We start from the raw sequence: 15,873 nt of genomic DNA, 5'->3' as shown, positions 1-15,873 counted from the left end.
AGCAGGTGTTCCCGGTACGGCTTCCGGCCGCGCCAGGATCACCGCGCCGTCGCCGCCACGCTTCCGATCACGGCTTCTTCAGCTCCAGGAGGTCCCAGGCATTGCCATGGAGGTCCTCGAACACCGCCACGGTGCCGTAGGCCTCATGCCGCGGCGCCTCGCGGAAACGCACGCCCGCAGCGGTCATGCGGGCGTGATCCCGCGCGAAATCATCCGTGTGGAGGAACAGCAGCACCCGTCTGCCGGCCTGGTCGCCGATTCGCGCCATCTGCGCGTCGCCGGAGGCCTTGGCCAGCAGCAGCCGCGTCTCCTTGGCGCCCTGCGGCGCCATCAGCACCCAGCGTTTGCCGCCGCCCAGGTCGGTGTCCTCGACGAGGTCGAACCCCAGCGCGTCGCGATAGAACCGGATCGCCTCGTCGTAGTCGGCGACCAGCAGCGTCACCGCCCCCAGGTGCGCCATCAGTCCGCCCGTTCCCAGCCCTTCGGCATCAGGTGTTCCTGCGGGCGGAACCGCGCCTTGTAGTCCATCTTGTGCGACCCCTTCACCCAGTAGCCGAGGTAGACATAGGGCAGCCCCCGCGCCCGCGCCCGGCGGATGTGGTCGAGAATCATGTAGGTGCCGAGCCCCCGCCACGCCGCTTCCGGGTCGTAGAACGAGTAGACCATGGAGAGCCCGTCGGCGAGCACGTCCGTCAGCGCCACGCCGAGCAGCGGACCGGCCCCTCGGCCGGTGATGAAGCTGTCGATGCCCCGGCGGCGATACTCCACCACCGTCGTCTCCACATGCGTGTCCTCCACCATCATGGCGTAGTCCAGCATGGTCATGTCCACCATCCCGCCGTCCGCGTGCCGGCTGTCGAGATAGTGTCGGAAGAGGGAGTATTGCTCGGCTGTTGGCGCAGGCGGCATCTCCGCGCCGACCACGTCCTCGTTGGCCTTCAGCGTCCGCCGGAAGCTCTTCGTCAGCTGAAAGCCGTCCACGCACACCCGCACCGAGATGCAGGCCCGGCAGGTCTCGCAGGCCGGCCGGTAGGCGATGTTCTGGCTGCGGCGGAAACCGCCTTGGCTCAGGATGTCGTTCAGCGCGGGGGCTCGGTCGCCCACCAGATGCGTGAACACCTTCCGCTCGAAGCGGCCCGGCAGATAGGGGCAGGGCGACGGGGCCGTCAGGAAGAACTGCGGGGCGTCGGTCGGATGATGTGTCATTCGTCTTTCGGCGAACCAAGACTGCTGCCGATCCTCTCACGGATCGTGGTCCGATGCGAGACCGCATCGCAGCGATGCGGTCGCGCTCGTCAACGACGTCGGGCGCCGTTCGGTTCGCCGGGATGCGAGGTCAGCGGCGGTTCACGACCACCGTGCCGAGCACCAGGTCGTGCAGCAGGCGCTTGCGGTCGGAGATCAGCGCCACCACCAGCACGAACGGGGTGAGGATCGACACCGACGCGTAGAACAGCACCGAGTGGATCGCCGCGATCACCGGCGTCAGCTTCTGCCCGTCCAACTGCCGCACCTCGAGCCCCATGGCGCGCATGCCCGGCGTTGCCGAGTTCGGCCCGCCCATGGTGAAGGCGCAGTAGATCAGCGCCAGCACCGGCCACAGCAGCGGATAGAGCAGCCAGCCGAGCCCCAGCGTGAAGATGCCGAGGAAGAAGATCAGAACGCTGGCGAGCAGCGTCAGGATCGCCAGCACCACCGCATCGAGCAGGAACCCGATCGCGCGCCGCGTCCGCACGCCGTCGTAGAGCCGCCCGTCGGTGAGCGGGTCGGCGGGGAAGGTGGAAGGCACGTGGGTCATCGTCAGGCTCCGGTTACGGTTCCAATGTGGTCCCGCCCATCCGCCGTTTCAATCCACGCCGGGCCCTACAGTGCCGAGACCTTCTCCACCCCGTACCCGCGCGCCCTGAGGAGGTCGCAGATAGCGCCTGCGTGCGTCCCGTCGCGCGCCTCGATGGTGATGTCGAGCGAAGCGCCCTTTGCCGGGATGCCGAGCACCGTACGCCGGTGCGACACCTCCAGGATATTGCCGCCTTGCGAGCCGATCAGCGTGGCGATATCGCCGAGCACGCCCGGCCTGTCCGGGATCGCCAGGCGGATGTCGACGATCCGCTCCTCGCGCGCCAGCTCGCGCATCATGATCGACGCCGCCATCCGCGGGTCGATGTTCGCGCCGCAGAGCACCAGCCCCGTCCGCTTGCCGCGGAAGCGCTCCGGCTCCGTCAGCATGGCGGCGAGCCCCGCCGCCCCCGCGCCCTCGGCCATCACCTTTTGCAGCGTCACGAAGGCGTTGACCGCCCGCTCCAGTTCCGCCTCGCCGACCAGGATGATGTCGTCCACCAGCTCGCGCACCACCGGCAGCGTCAGCGCACCCGCACTCTTCACGGCGATGCCCTCGGCAAGCGTCGCCCCGCCGCATTCGGCCGGCATCCCGCGCACCGCCGCCCACATCGAGGGATAGAGCTTGGTCTCCACCCCGATCACCTGGATTGCCGGCTTCAGCGCCTTCGCCGCGATCGCCATGCCCGAGATCAGACCGCCGCCGCCGATCGGCACCACCAGCACGTCGAGGTCCGGATCGTCCGCCAGCATCTCCAGCGCGATCGTGCCCTGGCCGCGGATCACCTCCCAGTCGTCGTAGGGGTGCACGAACACCAGGCCGTCGCGCTCCGCGATTCGCATCGCCGCGTCGAAGCTCTCGTTGACCGCTTCGCCCTCCAGCAGGACCGTCGCCCCGAACCCCTCCGTCGCCGCCACCTTCACGAAGGGCGTCGTCACCGGCATCACGATCGTCGCCTTGATGCCGAGCCGTGTCGCGTGGTGCGCCACCGCCTGCGCATGGTTGCCGGCCGACATGGCGATCACGCCGCGTGCCCGCTCCTCCGCCGTCAGCGTGGAGAGCTTCACCAGCGCGCCGCGCTCCTTGAACGCCGCCGTCGCCTGCAGCGTCTCGTATTTCACCACCACGTCGCCGCCGGTGAGCTTCGACAGCCGCGGCGCGGGCAGCTGCGGCGTGCGGATCACCTGTCCGGTGAGGATGTCTGCGGCGGCACGGATGGCCTGGAGATCTGGTCTGGTCATGGCCTGAGAAAGCACACCCGCCGTGCCGCCGCCAAGGCCCGATGTTGTGTCACCCACCGGCCGCACGCTGTTCAAACGGATCTCGCCGGAACCGCACCCGGTCCGTCCCCTTCCACGCGCTGCGACACACTGTCGACAAATTCAGAGGTGATTAAGTGAAAATCCTATTGTAGGAAGAAACAGGGTGATTAGTACACAAATCAACCGAGGAGGAGATCCCATGCTGTCACGTCGTGCTTTCTGTTGCGGGCTGCCTGTCGCCGGCTTTGCCGCCACCGCCATTCCGACCATTGCTCGCGCCGAGGTCGAAGCCTGCGAAGCCTTCACAACGGATCTCCAGAAGGCCCAGACCCCCGACGACGCCATCGCCATGCTGAAGTCGGGACACGAGCGCTTTCTCGCCGGCAAGCCGGTGAACTGCGACATGATGAAACTCGTCCACGCCACCGAGGGCGGCCAGGCGCCGTTCGCCTGCGTGATCGGCTGCATCGACAGCCGCGTTCCGCCGGAACTGGTGTTCGACCAGCAGATCGGCGACATCTTCACCGCCCGCGTCGCCGGCAACTTCGTCAACACCGACATACTCGGCTCGATGGAGTTCGCCACCAAGGTCGCCGGCGCCAAGGCCATCGTCGTCCTCGGCCACTCCTCCTGCGGCGCCATCAAGGGCGCGATCGACGACGTCAAGCTCGGCAACCTCACCGCCATGCTCGCCAACCTGCAGCCGGCCGTCGCCGCGGCGCCGCTCGAAGGCGAGAAGTCGTCCAAGAACGCCGACTTCGTCCAGAAGGTCGCCGACACCAACGTCATGCTGACGGTGGAGAAGCTCACCAAGGACAGCGCGGTCCTGAAGGAACTGGTCGACGCCGGTGCCCTCAAGATCGTCGGCGCCATGCACGACATCCACACCGGCAAGGTCACCTTCCTCGGCTGATCCACCCTGTATTGCGCGATCGGGCGACGCCTCCTGGAGGTGTCGTCCGGTCTTGCGCTCGCATCGGCCGACCCGGGTAGAATTCACTACAGAACATAAGTCTTTTTTGAGATCTCTTGTGTCAGATAGATCCCTGGCGACGCCGGTCGGCGATCGCGGGGGGTGTTCATGCTGTCTCGTCGCGCTTTCTGTTGCGGCCTGCCGATCGCCGGCTTCATCGCGTCCGCCGTTCCCGGCCCCGCCGTCGCCTCGGGCGATCCGGCCTGCGCCGCCTACACGCCCGACCGCCTCAAGGCGACCACGCCGGACGACGCGATCGCCATGCTGAAGGCCGGACACGAGCGCTTCATCACCGGCCAGTCCATCCACTGCGATCTCATGCACCTCGTCCACGAGACCGAGGGCGGCCAGGCTCCCTTCGCCGCCATCGTCGGCTGCATGGATTCCCGCGTGCCGCCCGAACTGGTCTTCGACCAGCAGATCGGCGACATCTTCACGATCCGTGTCGCCGGCAACGTGGTCAACACCGACATCGTCGGCAGCCTGGAGTACGCCTGCAAGGTGGTCGGCACCAAGGCCATCGTCGTGCTCGGCCATTCCTCCTGCGGCGCGGTCAAGGGCGCGATCGACGGGGTCTCGCTCGGTAGCCTCACCTCGCTGTTCGGCCGCATCGAGCCGGCGATCGCCTCGACCCATCGGGTCGGCGAGAAATCGTCAAAGAACCACGAGTTCGTCCAGGCGGTGGCCGACACCAACGTCGAGCTCCAGGCCGCCGTCTTGCCGGAGCTCAGCAGCGTCCTGAAGGAACTGGTCGACGCCGGCGCGCTGAAGATCGTCGGCGCCATGCATGACGTCCACACCGGCAAGGTCGTTTTCTACGGCTGAGTGGCTGTGCGGATTCATCTCCGCCCGAACCCCGTCCCCGCCTGTCCCCCATCGCCTCCGTGGCGATCTCCGAGCCTTGCGCGCGCCCATTCCGGATGCTCGAAAATCCCTGTCGCCGGTTCGTCAATCCGTACGATGCCGAAGGCCCCGCCCACGCCTGCGCAATCGCGTCTAATCGATTGAACGACAAAGCTTTTGGGTCACATCTCGATTTATGGTTCCGGTCGCCCCAACTAATGCCTTGCGCAGGGTGCCGATCGCACTTGCGAAAGGCCGGGGGTTGGGCTAACCGTGCCCTTGGATTCCGCGACCGGAATACACGAGTCTCCTCGTGCCTGCGTTCCGACGAATACTTTTCGCCGAAAGAAGGCGCGACGAGAAACCGGGGCCGCGTGCTGCCCGTGGTTGACCTGACGCCGTTGTCCGATAGGTAAGCCTTTCGGAACGGATGCGCGGGTAGACCGCAAGCCAGGCAGGCGGTCCGGGCGTCGTCCGGTCCTGAAGAGGTGGGTCGCGATGGAAGAGCTGCTGAGAGACTACCTGCCGATCATCATCTTCCTGGGCGTGTCCCTCGGCATCGGTCTCGCGCTGCTGGTCTCGCCCTTCATCCTGGCCTTCAAGTCGCCCGATCCGGAGAAGCTCAGCGCCTACGAATGCGGCTTCAACGCCTTCGACGACGCCCGCATGAAGTTCGACGTCCGGTTCTATCTCGTCTCGATCCTCTTCATCATCTTCGACCTGGAAGTCGCCTTCCTCTTCCCCTGGGCCGTCGCCTTCGGAGACGTCGGCCTGTTCGGCTTCTGGTCCATGATCGTGTTCCTCGGCGTGCTCACGATCGGCTTCATCTACGAATGGAAAAAGGGAGCTCTGGAATGGGACTGATCGGTCAAGAGCCGCTCGTCGCCCCCGCTCCGAAGGGCATCATTGATCCCGCCACCGGCAAGCCGATCGGCTCCGACGACCCGTTCTTCCAGGGCATCGACGCCGAGCTCGCCGACAAGGGGTTTCTGGTCACCGCAACCGACGATCTCATCAACTGGGCGCGCACCGGCTCGCTCATGTGGATGACCTTCGGCCTCGCCTGCTGCGCGGTCGAGATGATGCAGATGTCGATGCCGCGCTACGACGCCGAGCGTTTCGGCTTCGCCCCGCGCGCCTCGCCGCGGCAGTCCGACGTGATGATCGTCGCCGGCACGCTGACCAACAAGATGGCGCCGGCGCTGCGCAAGGTCTACGACCAGATGCCGAACCCGCGCTACGTGATCTCGATGGGATCCTGCGCCAACGGCGGCGGCTACTACCACTACTCCTACTCGGTGGTGCGCGGCTGCGATCGGGTCGTTCCGGTCGACATTTACGTGCCCGGCTGTCCTCCGACGGCCGAAGCGCTGCTCTACGGCGTCCTGCTCCTGCAGAAGAAGATCCGCAGGACTGGCACGATCGAGCGCTGAGGGGATGGAACGGACGGGGCCGGGCATTGCCTAGTCACTCGTCCGGAGTTTGAAAACCAGGCCGGAGCGGTCATTGCTCCGGTCGGCCCGGAACGGCTCCCCGCCGGAAACGGGTCACCATGGGCGATGTCCGCCCGGTCGCTCCAATGGCGGCCGCGGACCGGCGGCGAAGGTCGAGAGATCGATGAGTGAAGCCCTGAATGAGATCGCGGAAACGGTGCGGACGGCCCTCGGGTCGGACGTGCTGGCGCTCGACATCGCCTATGGCGACCTGAACCTCACCGTTCCGGCCGAGCGCATCGTCGAGGTGGTCCTCGCGCTGCGGGACCATCCGAGCCTGCAGTTTATCAACATCATCGACGTCTGCGGGGTCGACTACCCTTCGCGCCTGAAGCGCTTCGAGGTGGTCTACCACTTCCTCTCCCCGAAGCGGAACGCACGCATCCGCGTCAAGGTCGCCGCCGACGAGACCTCAACGGTGCCTTCGATCACCGGCGTGTTTCCGGGCGCCGACTGGTTCGAGCGCGAGGCCTACGACCTCTACGGCATCCTCTTCTCCGGCCATCCGGAGTTGCGCCGCATCCTCACCGACTACGGCTTCGACGGTCACCCCCTCCGCAAGGACTTCCCGCTCACCGGCTTCGTCGAGGTCCGCTACGACGACGAGCAGAAGCGTGTCGTCTATGAACCGGTCCGTCTGAACCAGGAATTCCGCAACTTCGATTTCCTCTCCCCCTGGGAAGGCACCGACTACGTGCTCCCGGGCGACGAGAAGGCCAAGGCGAACTGACATGGCAGAGGCCGAAGTCCGTAATTTCAACATCAATTTCGGGCCGCAGCACCCTGCGGCGCATGGCGTGCTTCGCCTTGTGTTGGAGTTGGATGGCGAGATCGTCGAACGGGTCGATCCGCACATCGGGTTGCTGCATCGCGGCACCGAGAAGCTGATCGAGGTGAAGACCTACCTCCAGGCGATCCCCTATTTCGACCGGCTCGACTACGTTGCGCCGATGAACCAGGAGCATGCCTTCTGTTTGGCCATCGAGCGGATGGCCGGCATCGAGGTTCCCCGGCGCGGCCAGCTCATCCGCGTGCTCTACTCCGAAATAGGCCGCATCCTCTCCCACCTCCTCAACGTGACGACCCAGGCCATGGACGTCGGCGCGCTGACCCCGCCTCTGTGGGGCTTCGAGGAGCGCGAGAAGCTGATGGTGTTCTACGAGCGCGCCTCCGGCAGCCGCATGCACGCGGCCTATTTCCGGCCGGGCGGCGTCCATCAGGATCTGCCCGAAAGCCTCGTCGACGACATCGAGGGCTGGTGCGATCCCTTCCTGCAGACCGTCCAGGACCTCGACGACCTCCTCTCCGAGAACCGCATCTTCAAGCAGCGCAACGTCGACATCGGCATCGTCAGCCTGGAGGATTGCTGGAAGTGGGGCTTCTCCGGCGTCATGGTCCGCGGCTCCGGCGCCGCCTGGGACCTGCGCAAGTCGCAGCCCTATGAGTGCTACGCCGAAATGGACTTCGACATTCCGGTCGGCAAGAACGGCGACTGCTACGACCGCTACCACATCCGCATGGAAGAGATGCGCCAGTCGGTCCGCATCATGAAGCAGTGCATCAAGGCGCTGCGCACCGACCGCGGTCCGGTGGTCTCCACCGACGGCAAGTTCGCGCCGCCCCGCCGCGCCGAGATGAAGCGCTCGATGGAAGCGCTGATCCACCACTTCAAGCTCTACACCGAGGGCTTCCACGTCCCCGAAGGCGAGATCTATGCCGCCGTCGAGGCTCCCAAGGGCGAGTTTGGCGTCTATCTCGTCGCCGACGGCACCAACAAGCCCTACCGCTGCAAGATCCGCGCACCCGGCTTCGCCCACCTCCAGGCGATGGACTACCTGTGCCGCGGTCACCAGCTCGCCGACGTCTCGGCGGTGCTGGGCTCGCTCGATATCGTGTTCGGAGAGGTCGATCGCTGATGAGCGTCCGCCGCCTGCATCATGAACAGCCCGCCGGCTTCGCGTTCAACGCGGAGAACGAGGCTTGGGCCCAAGCGACGATCGCCAAGTACCCCCCGGGGCGCGAAGCGTCGGCCGTCATTCCGCTGCTCTGGCGCGCCCAGGAGCAGGAGGGTTGGGTCACCAAGCCGGCGATCGAGACCATCGCCGACCGGCTCGGCATGGCCTACATCCGCGTGCTCGAGGTCGCGACCTTCTACACCATGTTCCTGCTCGCCCCGGTGGGGAAGAAGGCACACATCCAGGTCTGCGGCACCACGCCCTGCCAGCTGCGCGGGGCGGAGGAACTGATCCACATCTGCAAGAGCCGGATTGCCGCGCACCCCTTCGAGATATCCCCGGACGGGAATTTCTCGTGGGAGGAGGTCGAGTGCCTCGGCGCTTGCGTCAACGCCCCGATGGTCCAGGTCCTCAAGGACACCTACGAGGACCTCACCCCGGATACCTTCAACGCCCTGATCGACGGTTTCGCCGCCGGCAGTCCGCCGAAGCCGGGTCCGCAGAACGGTCGGCAGTACGCCGCCGCCGAGGGCGGGGATACCACCCTGACCGACGCCTCGCTCTACGACGGCTCCGTGATCGGCAAGTACCGCGAGTATGCCCGCGAGCCGGTCGAGGCGGCCGCTGCTCCGGCACCCGCACCGGCGCCTGCGCCGACACCGGCGCCTGCCGCCGCGGCGGCTACGTCGCCGGCTACAAAGCCGGAAAACGCTACACCGGCGCCGGAAAAGGCGACTACACCGGCTACACAGCCGGCAGCCGCTCCGAAAGAAGACGTCAAGGTCTCCGACGAGTTCAAGCCGGCACTGCTGGCCGAAGCGCGCGGCGGATCTTCGGATGATCTGAAACTCATCTGGGGCGTCGGCCCGAAGCTGGAAGAGTTGCTCCACCGTCTCGGAGTTTTCCACTTCGACCAGATCGCGTCCTGGAACGAGATGAACTTGAAATGGGTCGACCAGAATCTCGGCGCTTTCAAAGGCCGCGCGGTCCGCGACAAGTGGATCGAGCAGGCCGTGAAGCTCGCTTCTGGTTGGCGTCCGTCCGATAAGGATGGCGACAAGCCGACGTGACGACATTCGCAGACGAAGAGAAGATCTCTAGTCGCGAGGAGCTTTGACGATGCTGCAGGATCAGGACCGCATCTTTACGAACATCTACGGCCGCCATGACTGGGGGCTGCAGGGTGCTTTGAAACGCGGTCAATGGGACGGCACAAAGGAGATCCTCGCGAAGGGCCGCGACTGGATCATCAACGAAATGAAGGCGTCCGGCCTGCGCGGCCGCGGCGGCGCAGGCTTCCCGACCGGCCTGAAGTGGTCCTTCATGCCCAAGCAGTCGGACGGGCGGCCTCACTATCTCGTTGTGAATGCTGACGAATCCGAGCCGGGCACCTGCAAGGATCGCGAGATCCTGCGCCACGATCCTCACCATTTGGTCGAGGGCTGCCTGATCGCCGGCTTCGCCATGGGCGCCCACCACGCCTACATCTACGTCCGCGGCGAGTTCATCCGCGAACGTGAACACCTCCAGGCGGCGGTGGATCAGGCCTACGAAGCCGGCCTCATCGGCAAGAACAACAAGCACGGCTACGACTTCGACATCGTCGTCCACCACGGCGCCGGCGCCTACATCTGCGGCGAAGAGACGGCTCTTCTTGAGTCTCTCGAAGGAAAGAAGGGCCAGCCGCGCCTGAAACCTCCGTTCCCGGCGAACGTCGGCCTCTACGGCTGCCCGACGACTGTGAACAACGTGGAGTCGATCGCGGTCGCGCCGACGATACTTCGTCGTGGTGGCGCCTGGTTCGCCGGCATGGGCCGCCCGAACAACACCGGCACCAAGCTCTTCTGCGTCTCCGGCCACGTCAACAAGCCGGCGACCTTCGAGGAGGAACTCGGCGTTCCATTCCGCGAAATGATCGACAAGCACTGCGGCGGTATTCGCGGCGGCTGGGACAATCTTCTCGCCGTGATCCCGGGTGGTTCTTCCGTGCCTTGTTTGACCGCGGAGCAGGTGATCGACGTCCCGATGGACTTCGACAGCTTGCGGAATCTTGGCTCCGGCCTCGGCACCGCGGCAGTCATTGTGATGGACAAGTCGACCGACATCGTGAAGGCCATTGCTCGTCTTTCGTACTTCTACAAGCACGAGAGCTGCGGCCAGTGCACCCCCTGCCGCGAAGGCACCGGCTGGATGTGGCGGGTCATGGAGCGCATGGTCAAGGGCCAGGCCGAAAAGCGCGAGATCGACATGCTCTTCCAGGTCACCAAGCAGGTCGAGGGCCACACCATCTGCGCCCTCGGCGACGCCGCGGCCTGGCCGATCCAGGGCCTGATCAAGAATTTCCGCCCCGTTATCGAGGCGCGCATCGACCAGTACCATCGCAGCCACGCGGTTGCGGCGGAGTAGAACCCATTCGACGCTGAGGTGACCTGAAGGTCATCGCATCGCAGCTGAAGGTTTTGGAAGACCGACATGGCGAAACTGATCGTCGACGGCGTAGAGATCGATGTCGCTCCGGAAGCGACTCTTCTGCAGGCTTGCGAAGAAGCCGGCGCGGAAGTTCCGCGCTTTTGCTTCCACGAGCGGCTGTCGATCGCCGGAAACTGCCGGATGTGCTTGGTCGAGGTGAAGGGCGGGCCGCCGAAGCCGACGGCCTCCTGCGCCATGCAGGTCAAGGACCTTCGCCCCGGCCCGAACGGCGAGCCGCCGGTCGTCCTCACCAAGTCGCCGATGGTGAAGAAGGCCCGCGAGGGCGTGATGGAGTTCCTGCTGATCAACCATCCGCTCGACTGCCCCATCTGCGACCAGGGCGGCGAGTGCGACCTGCAGGACCAGGCGATGGCCTACGGCGTTGATTCCTCTCGCTTTGCCGAGAACAAGCGCGCCGTCGAGGACAAGTACATCGGCCCGCTGGTCAAGACCATCATGACCCGCTGCATCCACTGCACCCGCTGCGTCCGGTTCACCACCGAGGTCGCCGGGGTCACGGATCTCGGCCTGATCGGGCGCGGCGAGGACGCCGAGATCACCACCTATCTTGAAAAGGCGATGTCGTCCGAGCTCCAGGGCAACGTGATCGACCTCTGCCCGGTCGGCGCCCTCACGTCCAAGCCATACGCCTACCAGGCCCGGCCGTGGGAGCTCTCCAAGACCGAGTCGATCGACGTTATGGATGCTGTCGGCTCCGCCATCCGGGTCGATGCCCGCGGCCGCGAAGTCATGCGCGTCATGCCGCGGCTCAACGAGGCGGTGAACGAGGAGTGGATCTCCGACAAGACCCGCTTCATCTGGGACGGCCTGAAGACCCAGCGTCTGGATCGCCCCTACGTCCGCGAAAACGGCCGCCTCCGCGCCGCTTCCTGGGGCGAAGCCTTCGCCGCGATCAAGGCGAAGGTCGCCGGCACGTCCGGCCCGCGGATCGGCGCGATCGCCGGCGATCTCGCGACCGTCGAGGAGATGTTCGCCCTGAAGGCGCTCGCCGCCGCTCTCGGTTCAGCCAATGTCGACGGCCGCCAGGACGGAACGAAGCTCCACCCCTCGCTCGGCCGCGCGTCCTACATCTTCAACCCGACCATCGAAGGCATCGAGTCGGCCGACGCGATCCTGATCGTCGGCGCAAACCCGCGCTGGGAAGCGGCCGTTCTCAACGCCCGCATCCGCAAGCGCTGGCGGATGGGCAAGCTGCCGGTCTTCGTCATCGGCGAACCGGCCAACCTCGCCTATCCCACCACCTATCTCGGCGCAGGCCCCGAAACGCTGGCGAACCTGGAGCCGGCGGCGCGCGACGCGCTCGCCGCGGCCGAACGGCCGCTGGTGATCGTCGGGCAGGGCGCCGTCGCCCGCCCGGACGGTCTGGCCGTTCTCTCGGCCGCTGCGAAGGTCGCGGTGGAGGTCGGTGCGGTGAAGGACGGCTGGAACGGCTTCGGCATGCTCCACACCGCTGCGGCCCGCGTCGGCGCGCTCGACATCGGCCTCGTGCCGGCCGACGGCGGCCTCGACGTGGCCGGCATGGTCCAGGCGGCCGGGCAGGGCAGTCTCGATGTGCTCTTCCTGCTCGGCGCCGACGAGATCGACACCAAGGCCCTCGGCTCGGCCTTCGTGGTCTACATCGGCAGCCATGGCGACGCTGGCGCTCACCGCGCCGACGTGATCCTGCCCGGCGCCACCTACACGGAAAAATCCGGCACCTTCGTCAACACGGAAGGCCGCGTGCAGCAGATCGCCCGCGCCACCTTCCCGCCGGGCGAGGCGCGCGAGGACTGGGCGATCCTGCGGGCGCTGTCCGACGTGCTCGGCAAGCGGCTGCCCTTCGACAGCCTCGCCCAGCTCCGCGCGGCGCTCTATGCGGAGTTCCCGCATCTTGCGGCCGTCGACGAAGTTGCCGAGAACGACGCCGAGGCGATCGCCCAGCTGGCGGCCGCCGGCGGCACCATGGACCGGGCGCCTTTCGAGAGCCCGATCAAGGACTTCTACCTGACCAACCCGATCGCGCGCGCGTCGGCGGTCATGGCGGAATGCTCGGCGCTCGCCAAGGGCGCTGCGCCGGCCGCAGCGGCGGAATGAGGGGCGGGGAACAATGATCTGGTCCGACTACATCTGGCCCGTCGTGGTGATCGCCGCCCAGAGCGTCCTGCTCCTGGTGGTGCTCCTCGTGCTTGTTGCCTACCTCCTCTATGCCGACCGCAAGATCTGGGCGGCCGTGCAGATCCGGCGCGGCCCGAACGTCGTCGGCCCGTTCGGCCTGTTCCAGTCCTTCGCCGATCTTCTGAAGTTCGTGCTGAAGGAGCCGGTGATCCCGTCCGGCGCTTCCAAGAGCCTGTTTCTGCTCGCGCCGCTCGTCACCTGTACGCTGGCGCTGCTCGCTTGGGTCGTGGTTCCGGTCGCGGACGGCTGGGTGGTCGCCGACATCAACGTCGGCATCCTCTTCATCTTCGCGATCTCGTCGCTGATGGTCTACGGCATCATCATCGGCGGTTGGGCTTCCAACTCGAAGTACCCGTTCCTGTCGGCACTTCGTTCGGCGGCGCAGATGGTCTCCTACGAGGTCTCGATCGGCTTCGTGATCATCACCGTGCTTCTTTGCGCGGGATCGCTGAACCTCTCGGCCATCGTTCTGTCGCAGTCCGACGGCCTCGCCGACATGATCGGGCTGCCCTGGCTGACCTTCCTGAACTGGTACTGGCTGCCGCTCTTCCCGATGTTCGTGATCTTCTTCATCTCGGCGCTCGCCGAGACGAACCGGCCGCCTTTCGACCTCGTCGAGGCGGAATCGGAGCTGGTCGCGGGCTTCATGGTGGAGTACGGCTCCACCCCGTACATGATGTTCATGCTCGGCGAGTATGTGGCGATCGTCACCATGTGCGCGCTCACCACGATCCTCTTCATGGGCGGCTGGCTCCCGCCGCTGGACATTCCGCCGTTCAACTGGATCCCGGGCGTGATCTGGTTCACAGCCAAGACCTGTCTGGTGTTCTTCTTCATCGCCATGGCCAAGGCGATGGTGCCCCGCTATCGCTACGACCAGCTGATGCGGCTCGGCTGGAAGGTCTTCCTGCCGATCTCGCTGGCGATGGTCGTCATCGTGGCGGGCGTGCTGCAGGTCACCGGCTGGGCGGCTTGAGATGGACCTTCCTCTCTCCGGCATCATCGGTGCGGTTTTCGGAGTAGGGGTCGGGCTGCTGGACTATGCCTTGATCGCCGGCGTCATCCGGCGGTTCATCGCAAAACAGGACGAGGTGGTCGATCCCCGGCGGATGGACCTGGTGATGAAGGGGCTCTTCGTCGTGAACGCCGTGGTGTTCGCGATCCTCGGCTGGTGGGTGGGCGTGTCGGTTTCCGGCTACGGTGTCGCCCCCGGTTGAGCGGAGCTGATGGATTTCGGGTCGCCGGGAGGCAGCCCGGCGGATGATTGGACGTTGAAGCGCCGGCTCGGTCCGGGCGGCGCTCGCAAAGGAAAACCAACGATGGCACTCGACGCCGTTGCGAGATCTCTGCTGCTGAAGGAGTTCGTGTCCGGGTTCTTCCTGGCCATGCGCTACTTCTTCAAGCCCAAGCCGACGATCAACTACCCGTTCGAGAAGAACCCGGTGTCCCCGCGCTTTCGCGGAGAGCACGCCCTGCGCCGCTATCCCAACGGCGAGGAACGCTGCATCGCCTGCAAGCTCTGCGAGGCCGTCTGCCCGGCGCAGGCGATCACCATCGAGGCGGGCCCGCGCCGCAACGACGGCACCCGCCGCACCACCCGTTACGACATCGACATGGTGAAGTGCATCTACTGCGGCTTCTGCCAGGAAGCCTGTCCGGTGGACGCCATCGTCGAGGGGCCGAACTTCGAGTTCGCCACGGAGACCCGCGAGGAGCTCTACTTCAACAAGGAGAGGCTTCTCGCGAACGGCGACCGCTGGGAGCGCGAGATCGCGCGCAACATCGCCGTGGATGCGCCGTATCGCTGAGTTCGGGCGGGGGAACGGGAACCCCGCCGACAGGCTGCTGAGAGACACTTTGGCTGGAGCGGACGGCTCCGCCACGGGGGCAATGGGAAGACGATGATCCAGGCTTTCTTCTTCTACCTCTTCGCCGCGATCACGATCGCATCGGCGGTGATGGTCATCTCCGCCCGGAACCCGGTCCATTCGGTCCTGTTCCTGATCCTGGCCTTCGTGAACGCCGCGGGCCTCTTCATGCTGGCCGGCGCCGAGTTCCTGGCGCTGATCCTGATCGTGGTCTACGTCGGCGCCGTGGCGGTGCTGTTCCTCTTCGTCGTGATGATGCTCGACGTCGACTTCACCGAGCTTCGCCAGGGCTTCCTGCAGTACCTGCCGGTCGGAATGCTGGTCGGCGTCATCTTCCTCGCGGAGCTGATCGCGGTGGTCGGCGCCTGGGTGATCGCCCCGACGGTCGTCGGCTCCACCGCCTCGCCGATCCCCGACATGGATCAGGTCTCCAACATCGAGGCGATCGGCCGGCTCCTCTACACCCGATACGTCTTCTTCTTCCAGGCGGCGGGCATGGTTCTCCTCGTGGCGATGATCGGCGCGATCGTGCTGACCCTCCGCCACAAGGCCAACGTCAAGCGCCAGAACATCGCCGTCCAGGTCGCCCGCACGCGGGTGACGTCCATCGAAGTCAGGCACGTCGAGCCGGGCAAGGGGCTCTGATCCCAGTCCCGCCCGGAACTTGAACCCATAAGGCTCGTCCCATGGTCATCGGTCTCTCCCACTACCTGTCGGTCGCGGCGATCCTCTTCACGCTGGGGATCCTCGGCATCTTCCTGAACCGGAAGAACGTGATCGTCATCCTGATGTCGGTCGAGCTGATCCTGCTCGCGGTCAACCTGAACTTCGTGGCCTTCTCGGCGCATCTGAACGACCTGATGGGCCAGATCTTCGCGCTCTTCGTGCTCACGGTGGCCGCGGCCGAGGCGGCGATCGGCCTTGCGATCCTCGTTGTCTTCTTCCGCAACCGCGGCACGATCGCGGTCGAAGACATCAACATGATGAAGGGCTGAGGA

18 protein-coding genes are annotated in these 15,873 nt (G+C 65.9%); 14 read left to right on the top strand and 4 right to left on the bottom strand.

Annotation, left to right across the window (positions count from 1 at the left end):
* Positions 1-67: 67 nt before the first annotated feature.
* From HZ321_RS08580 to HZ321_RS08565, 4 genes are all read right to left on the bottom strand, one after another.
* Entirely contained in the window at positions 68-460 is a 393-nt protein-coding gene (locus tag HZ321_RS08580) for a VOC family protein (RefSeq protein WP_181701880.1), read from the bottom strand.
* Complete coding sequence (locus HZ321_RS08575) at positions 460-1,206, bottom strand: arginyltransferase (RefSeq protein ID WP_181701879.1); 747 nt, start codon at positions 1,204-1,206, stop codon at positions 460-462. The genes HZ321_RS08580 and HZ321_RS08575 overlap by 1 nt, the downstream gene beginning before the upstream one ends.
* 130 nt (positions 1,207-1,336) lie before the next feature.
* On the bottom strand, positions 1,337-1,798 hold the full coding sequence (locus HZ321_RS08570) for an RDD family protein (RefSeq protein ID WP_181701878.1): 462 nt from the start codon (positions 1,796-1,798) through the stop codon (positions 1,337-1,339).
* 65 nt (positions 1,799-1,863) lie between these two features.
* Positions 1,864-3,078 carry a threonine ammonia-lyase gene (locus HZ321_RS08565; protein ID WP_181701877.1) on the bottom strand — a complete coding sequence of 405 codons (1,215 nt, stop codon included), beginning with the start codon at positions 3,076-3,078 and terminating at the stop codon, positions 1,864-1,866.
* Positions 3,079-3,298: 220 nt separating this feature from the next.
* Between HZ321_RS08565 and HZ321_RS08560 the strand changes: the two genes are divergently transcribed.
* The 14 genes from HZ321_RS08560 (at position 3,299) to nuoK (ending at position 15,870) form a co-directional block, all read left to right on the top strand.
* Positions 3,299-4,012 carry a carbonic anhydrase family protein gene (locus tag HZ321_RS08560; RefSeq protein ID WP_181701876.1) on the top strand — a complete coding sequence of 238 codons (714 nt, stop codon included), beginning with the start codon at positions 3,299-3,301 and terminating at the stop codon, positions 4,010-4,012.
* 168 nt (positions 4,013-4,180) lie between these two features.
* Positions 4,181-4,897: a carbonic anhydrase family protein gene (locus HZ321_RS08555; RefSeq protein ID WP_181701875.1), complete on the top strand. Its 717-nt coding sequence runs from the start codon at positions 4,181-4,183 to the stop codon at positions 4,895-4,897.
* Between the two features lie 516 nt (positions 4,898-5,413).
* Positions 5,414-5,779, top strand: a complete 366-nt coding sequence (locus HZ321_RS08550) for an NADH-quinone oxidoreductase subunit A (protein WP_181701874.1) — start codon at positions 5,414-5,416, stop codon at positions 5,777-5,779.
* A complete protein-coding gene (locus HZ321_RS08545) occupies positions 5,770-6,348 on the top strand; it encodes a NuoB/complex I 20 kDa subunit family protein (RefSeq protein WP_181701873.1) in 579 nt (192 codons plus the stop codon). Before HZ321_RS08550 ends, HZ321_RS08545 begins: the two co-directional genes overlap by 10 nt.
* A 184-nt stretch (positions 6,349-6,532) precedes the next feature.
* A complete protein-coding gene (locus tag HZ321_RS08540) occupies positions 6,533-7,138 on the top strand; it encodes an NADH-quinone oxidoreductase subunit C (RefSeq protein WP_181701872.1) in 606 nt (201 codons plus the stop codon).
* Between the two features lies 1 nt (position 7,139).
* A complete protein-coding gene (locus HZ321_RS08535; protein WP_181701871.1) occupies positions 7,140-8,324 on the top strand; it encodes an NADH-quinone oxidoreductase subunit D in 1,185 nt (394 codons plus the stop codon).
* Positions 8,324-9,433: an NADH-quinone oxidoreductase subunit NuoE gene (gene nuoE / locus HZ321_RS08530; protein ID WP_181701870.1), complete on the top strand. Its 1,110-nt coding sequence runs from the start codon at positions 8,324-8,326 to the stop codon at positions 9,431-9,433. The genes HZ321_RS08535 and nuoE overlap by 1 nt, the downstream gene beginning before the upstream one ends.
* Positions 9,434-9,482: 49 nt before the next feature.
* Positions 9,483-10,769: an NADH-quinone oxidoreductase subunit NuoF gene (nuoF, locus tag HZ321_RS08525; protein WP_181701869.1), complete on the top strand. Its 1,287-nt coding sequence runs from the start codon at positions 9,483-9,485 to the stop codon at positions 10,767-10,769.
* A 66-nt stretch (positions 10,770-10,835) separates the two neighbouring features.
* Positions 10,836-12,926, top strand: a complete 2,091-nt coding sequence (gene nuoG, locus HZ321_RS08520; RefSeq protein WP_181701868.1) for an NADH-quinone oxidoreductase subunit NuoG — start codon at positions 10,836-10,838, stop codon at positions 12,924-12,926.
* A 13-nt stretch (positions 12,927-12,939) separates the two neighbouring features.
* Complete coding sequence (gene nuoH / locus HZ321_RS08515) at positions 12,940-13,983, top strand: NADH-quinone oxidoreductase subunit NuoH (protein WP_181701867.1); 1,044 nt, start codon at positions 12,940-12,942, stop codon at positions 13,981-13,983.
* 1 nt (position 13,984) lies between these two features.
* A complete protein-coding gene (locus HZ321_RS08510) occupies positions 13,985-14,224 on the top strand; it encodes a hypothetical protein (protein WP_181701866.1) in 240 nt (79 codons plus the stop codon).
* A gap of 102 nt (positions 14,225-14,326) precedes the next feature.
* Positions 14,327-14,815: an NADH-quinone oxidoreductase subunit NuoI gene (gene nuoI, locus HZ321_RS08505; RefSeq protein ID WP_181701865.1), complete on the top strand. Its 489-nt coding sequence runs from the start codon at positions 14,327-14,329 to the stop codon at positions 14,813-14,815.
* 93 nt (positions 14,816-14,908) lie between these two features.
* Positions 14,909-15,520, top strand: a complete 612-nt coding sequence (locus HZ321_RS08500; protein ID WP_181701864.1) for an NADH-quinone oxidoreductase subunit J — start codon at positions 14,909-14,911, stop codon at positions 15,518-15,520.
* A 41-nt stretch (positions 15,521-15,561) separates the two neighbouring features.
* Positions 15,562-15,870: an NADH-quinone oxidoreductase subunit NuoK gene (nuoK, locus tag HZ321_RS08495; RefSeq protein ID WP_181701863.1), complete on the top strand. Its 309-nt coding sequence runs from the start codon at positions 15,562-15,564 to the stop codon at positions 15,868-15,870.
* Positions 15,871-15,873: the final 3 nt, after the last annotated feature.

It is taken from the genome of Chthonobacter albigriseus (genome assembly GCF_013839445.1).
GTDB classification, from domain to species: Bacteria; Pseudomonadota; Alphaproteobacteria; order Rhizobiales; family Pleomorphomonadaceae; genus Chthonobacter; species Chthonobacter albigriseus.
Note: the sequence above shows the minus strand (reverse complement) of the source record. Positions and strands in the feature narration are given on the sequence as shown.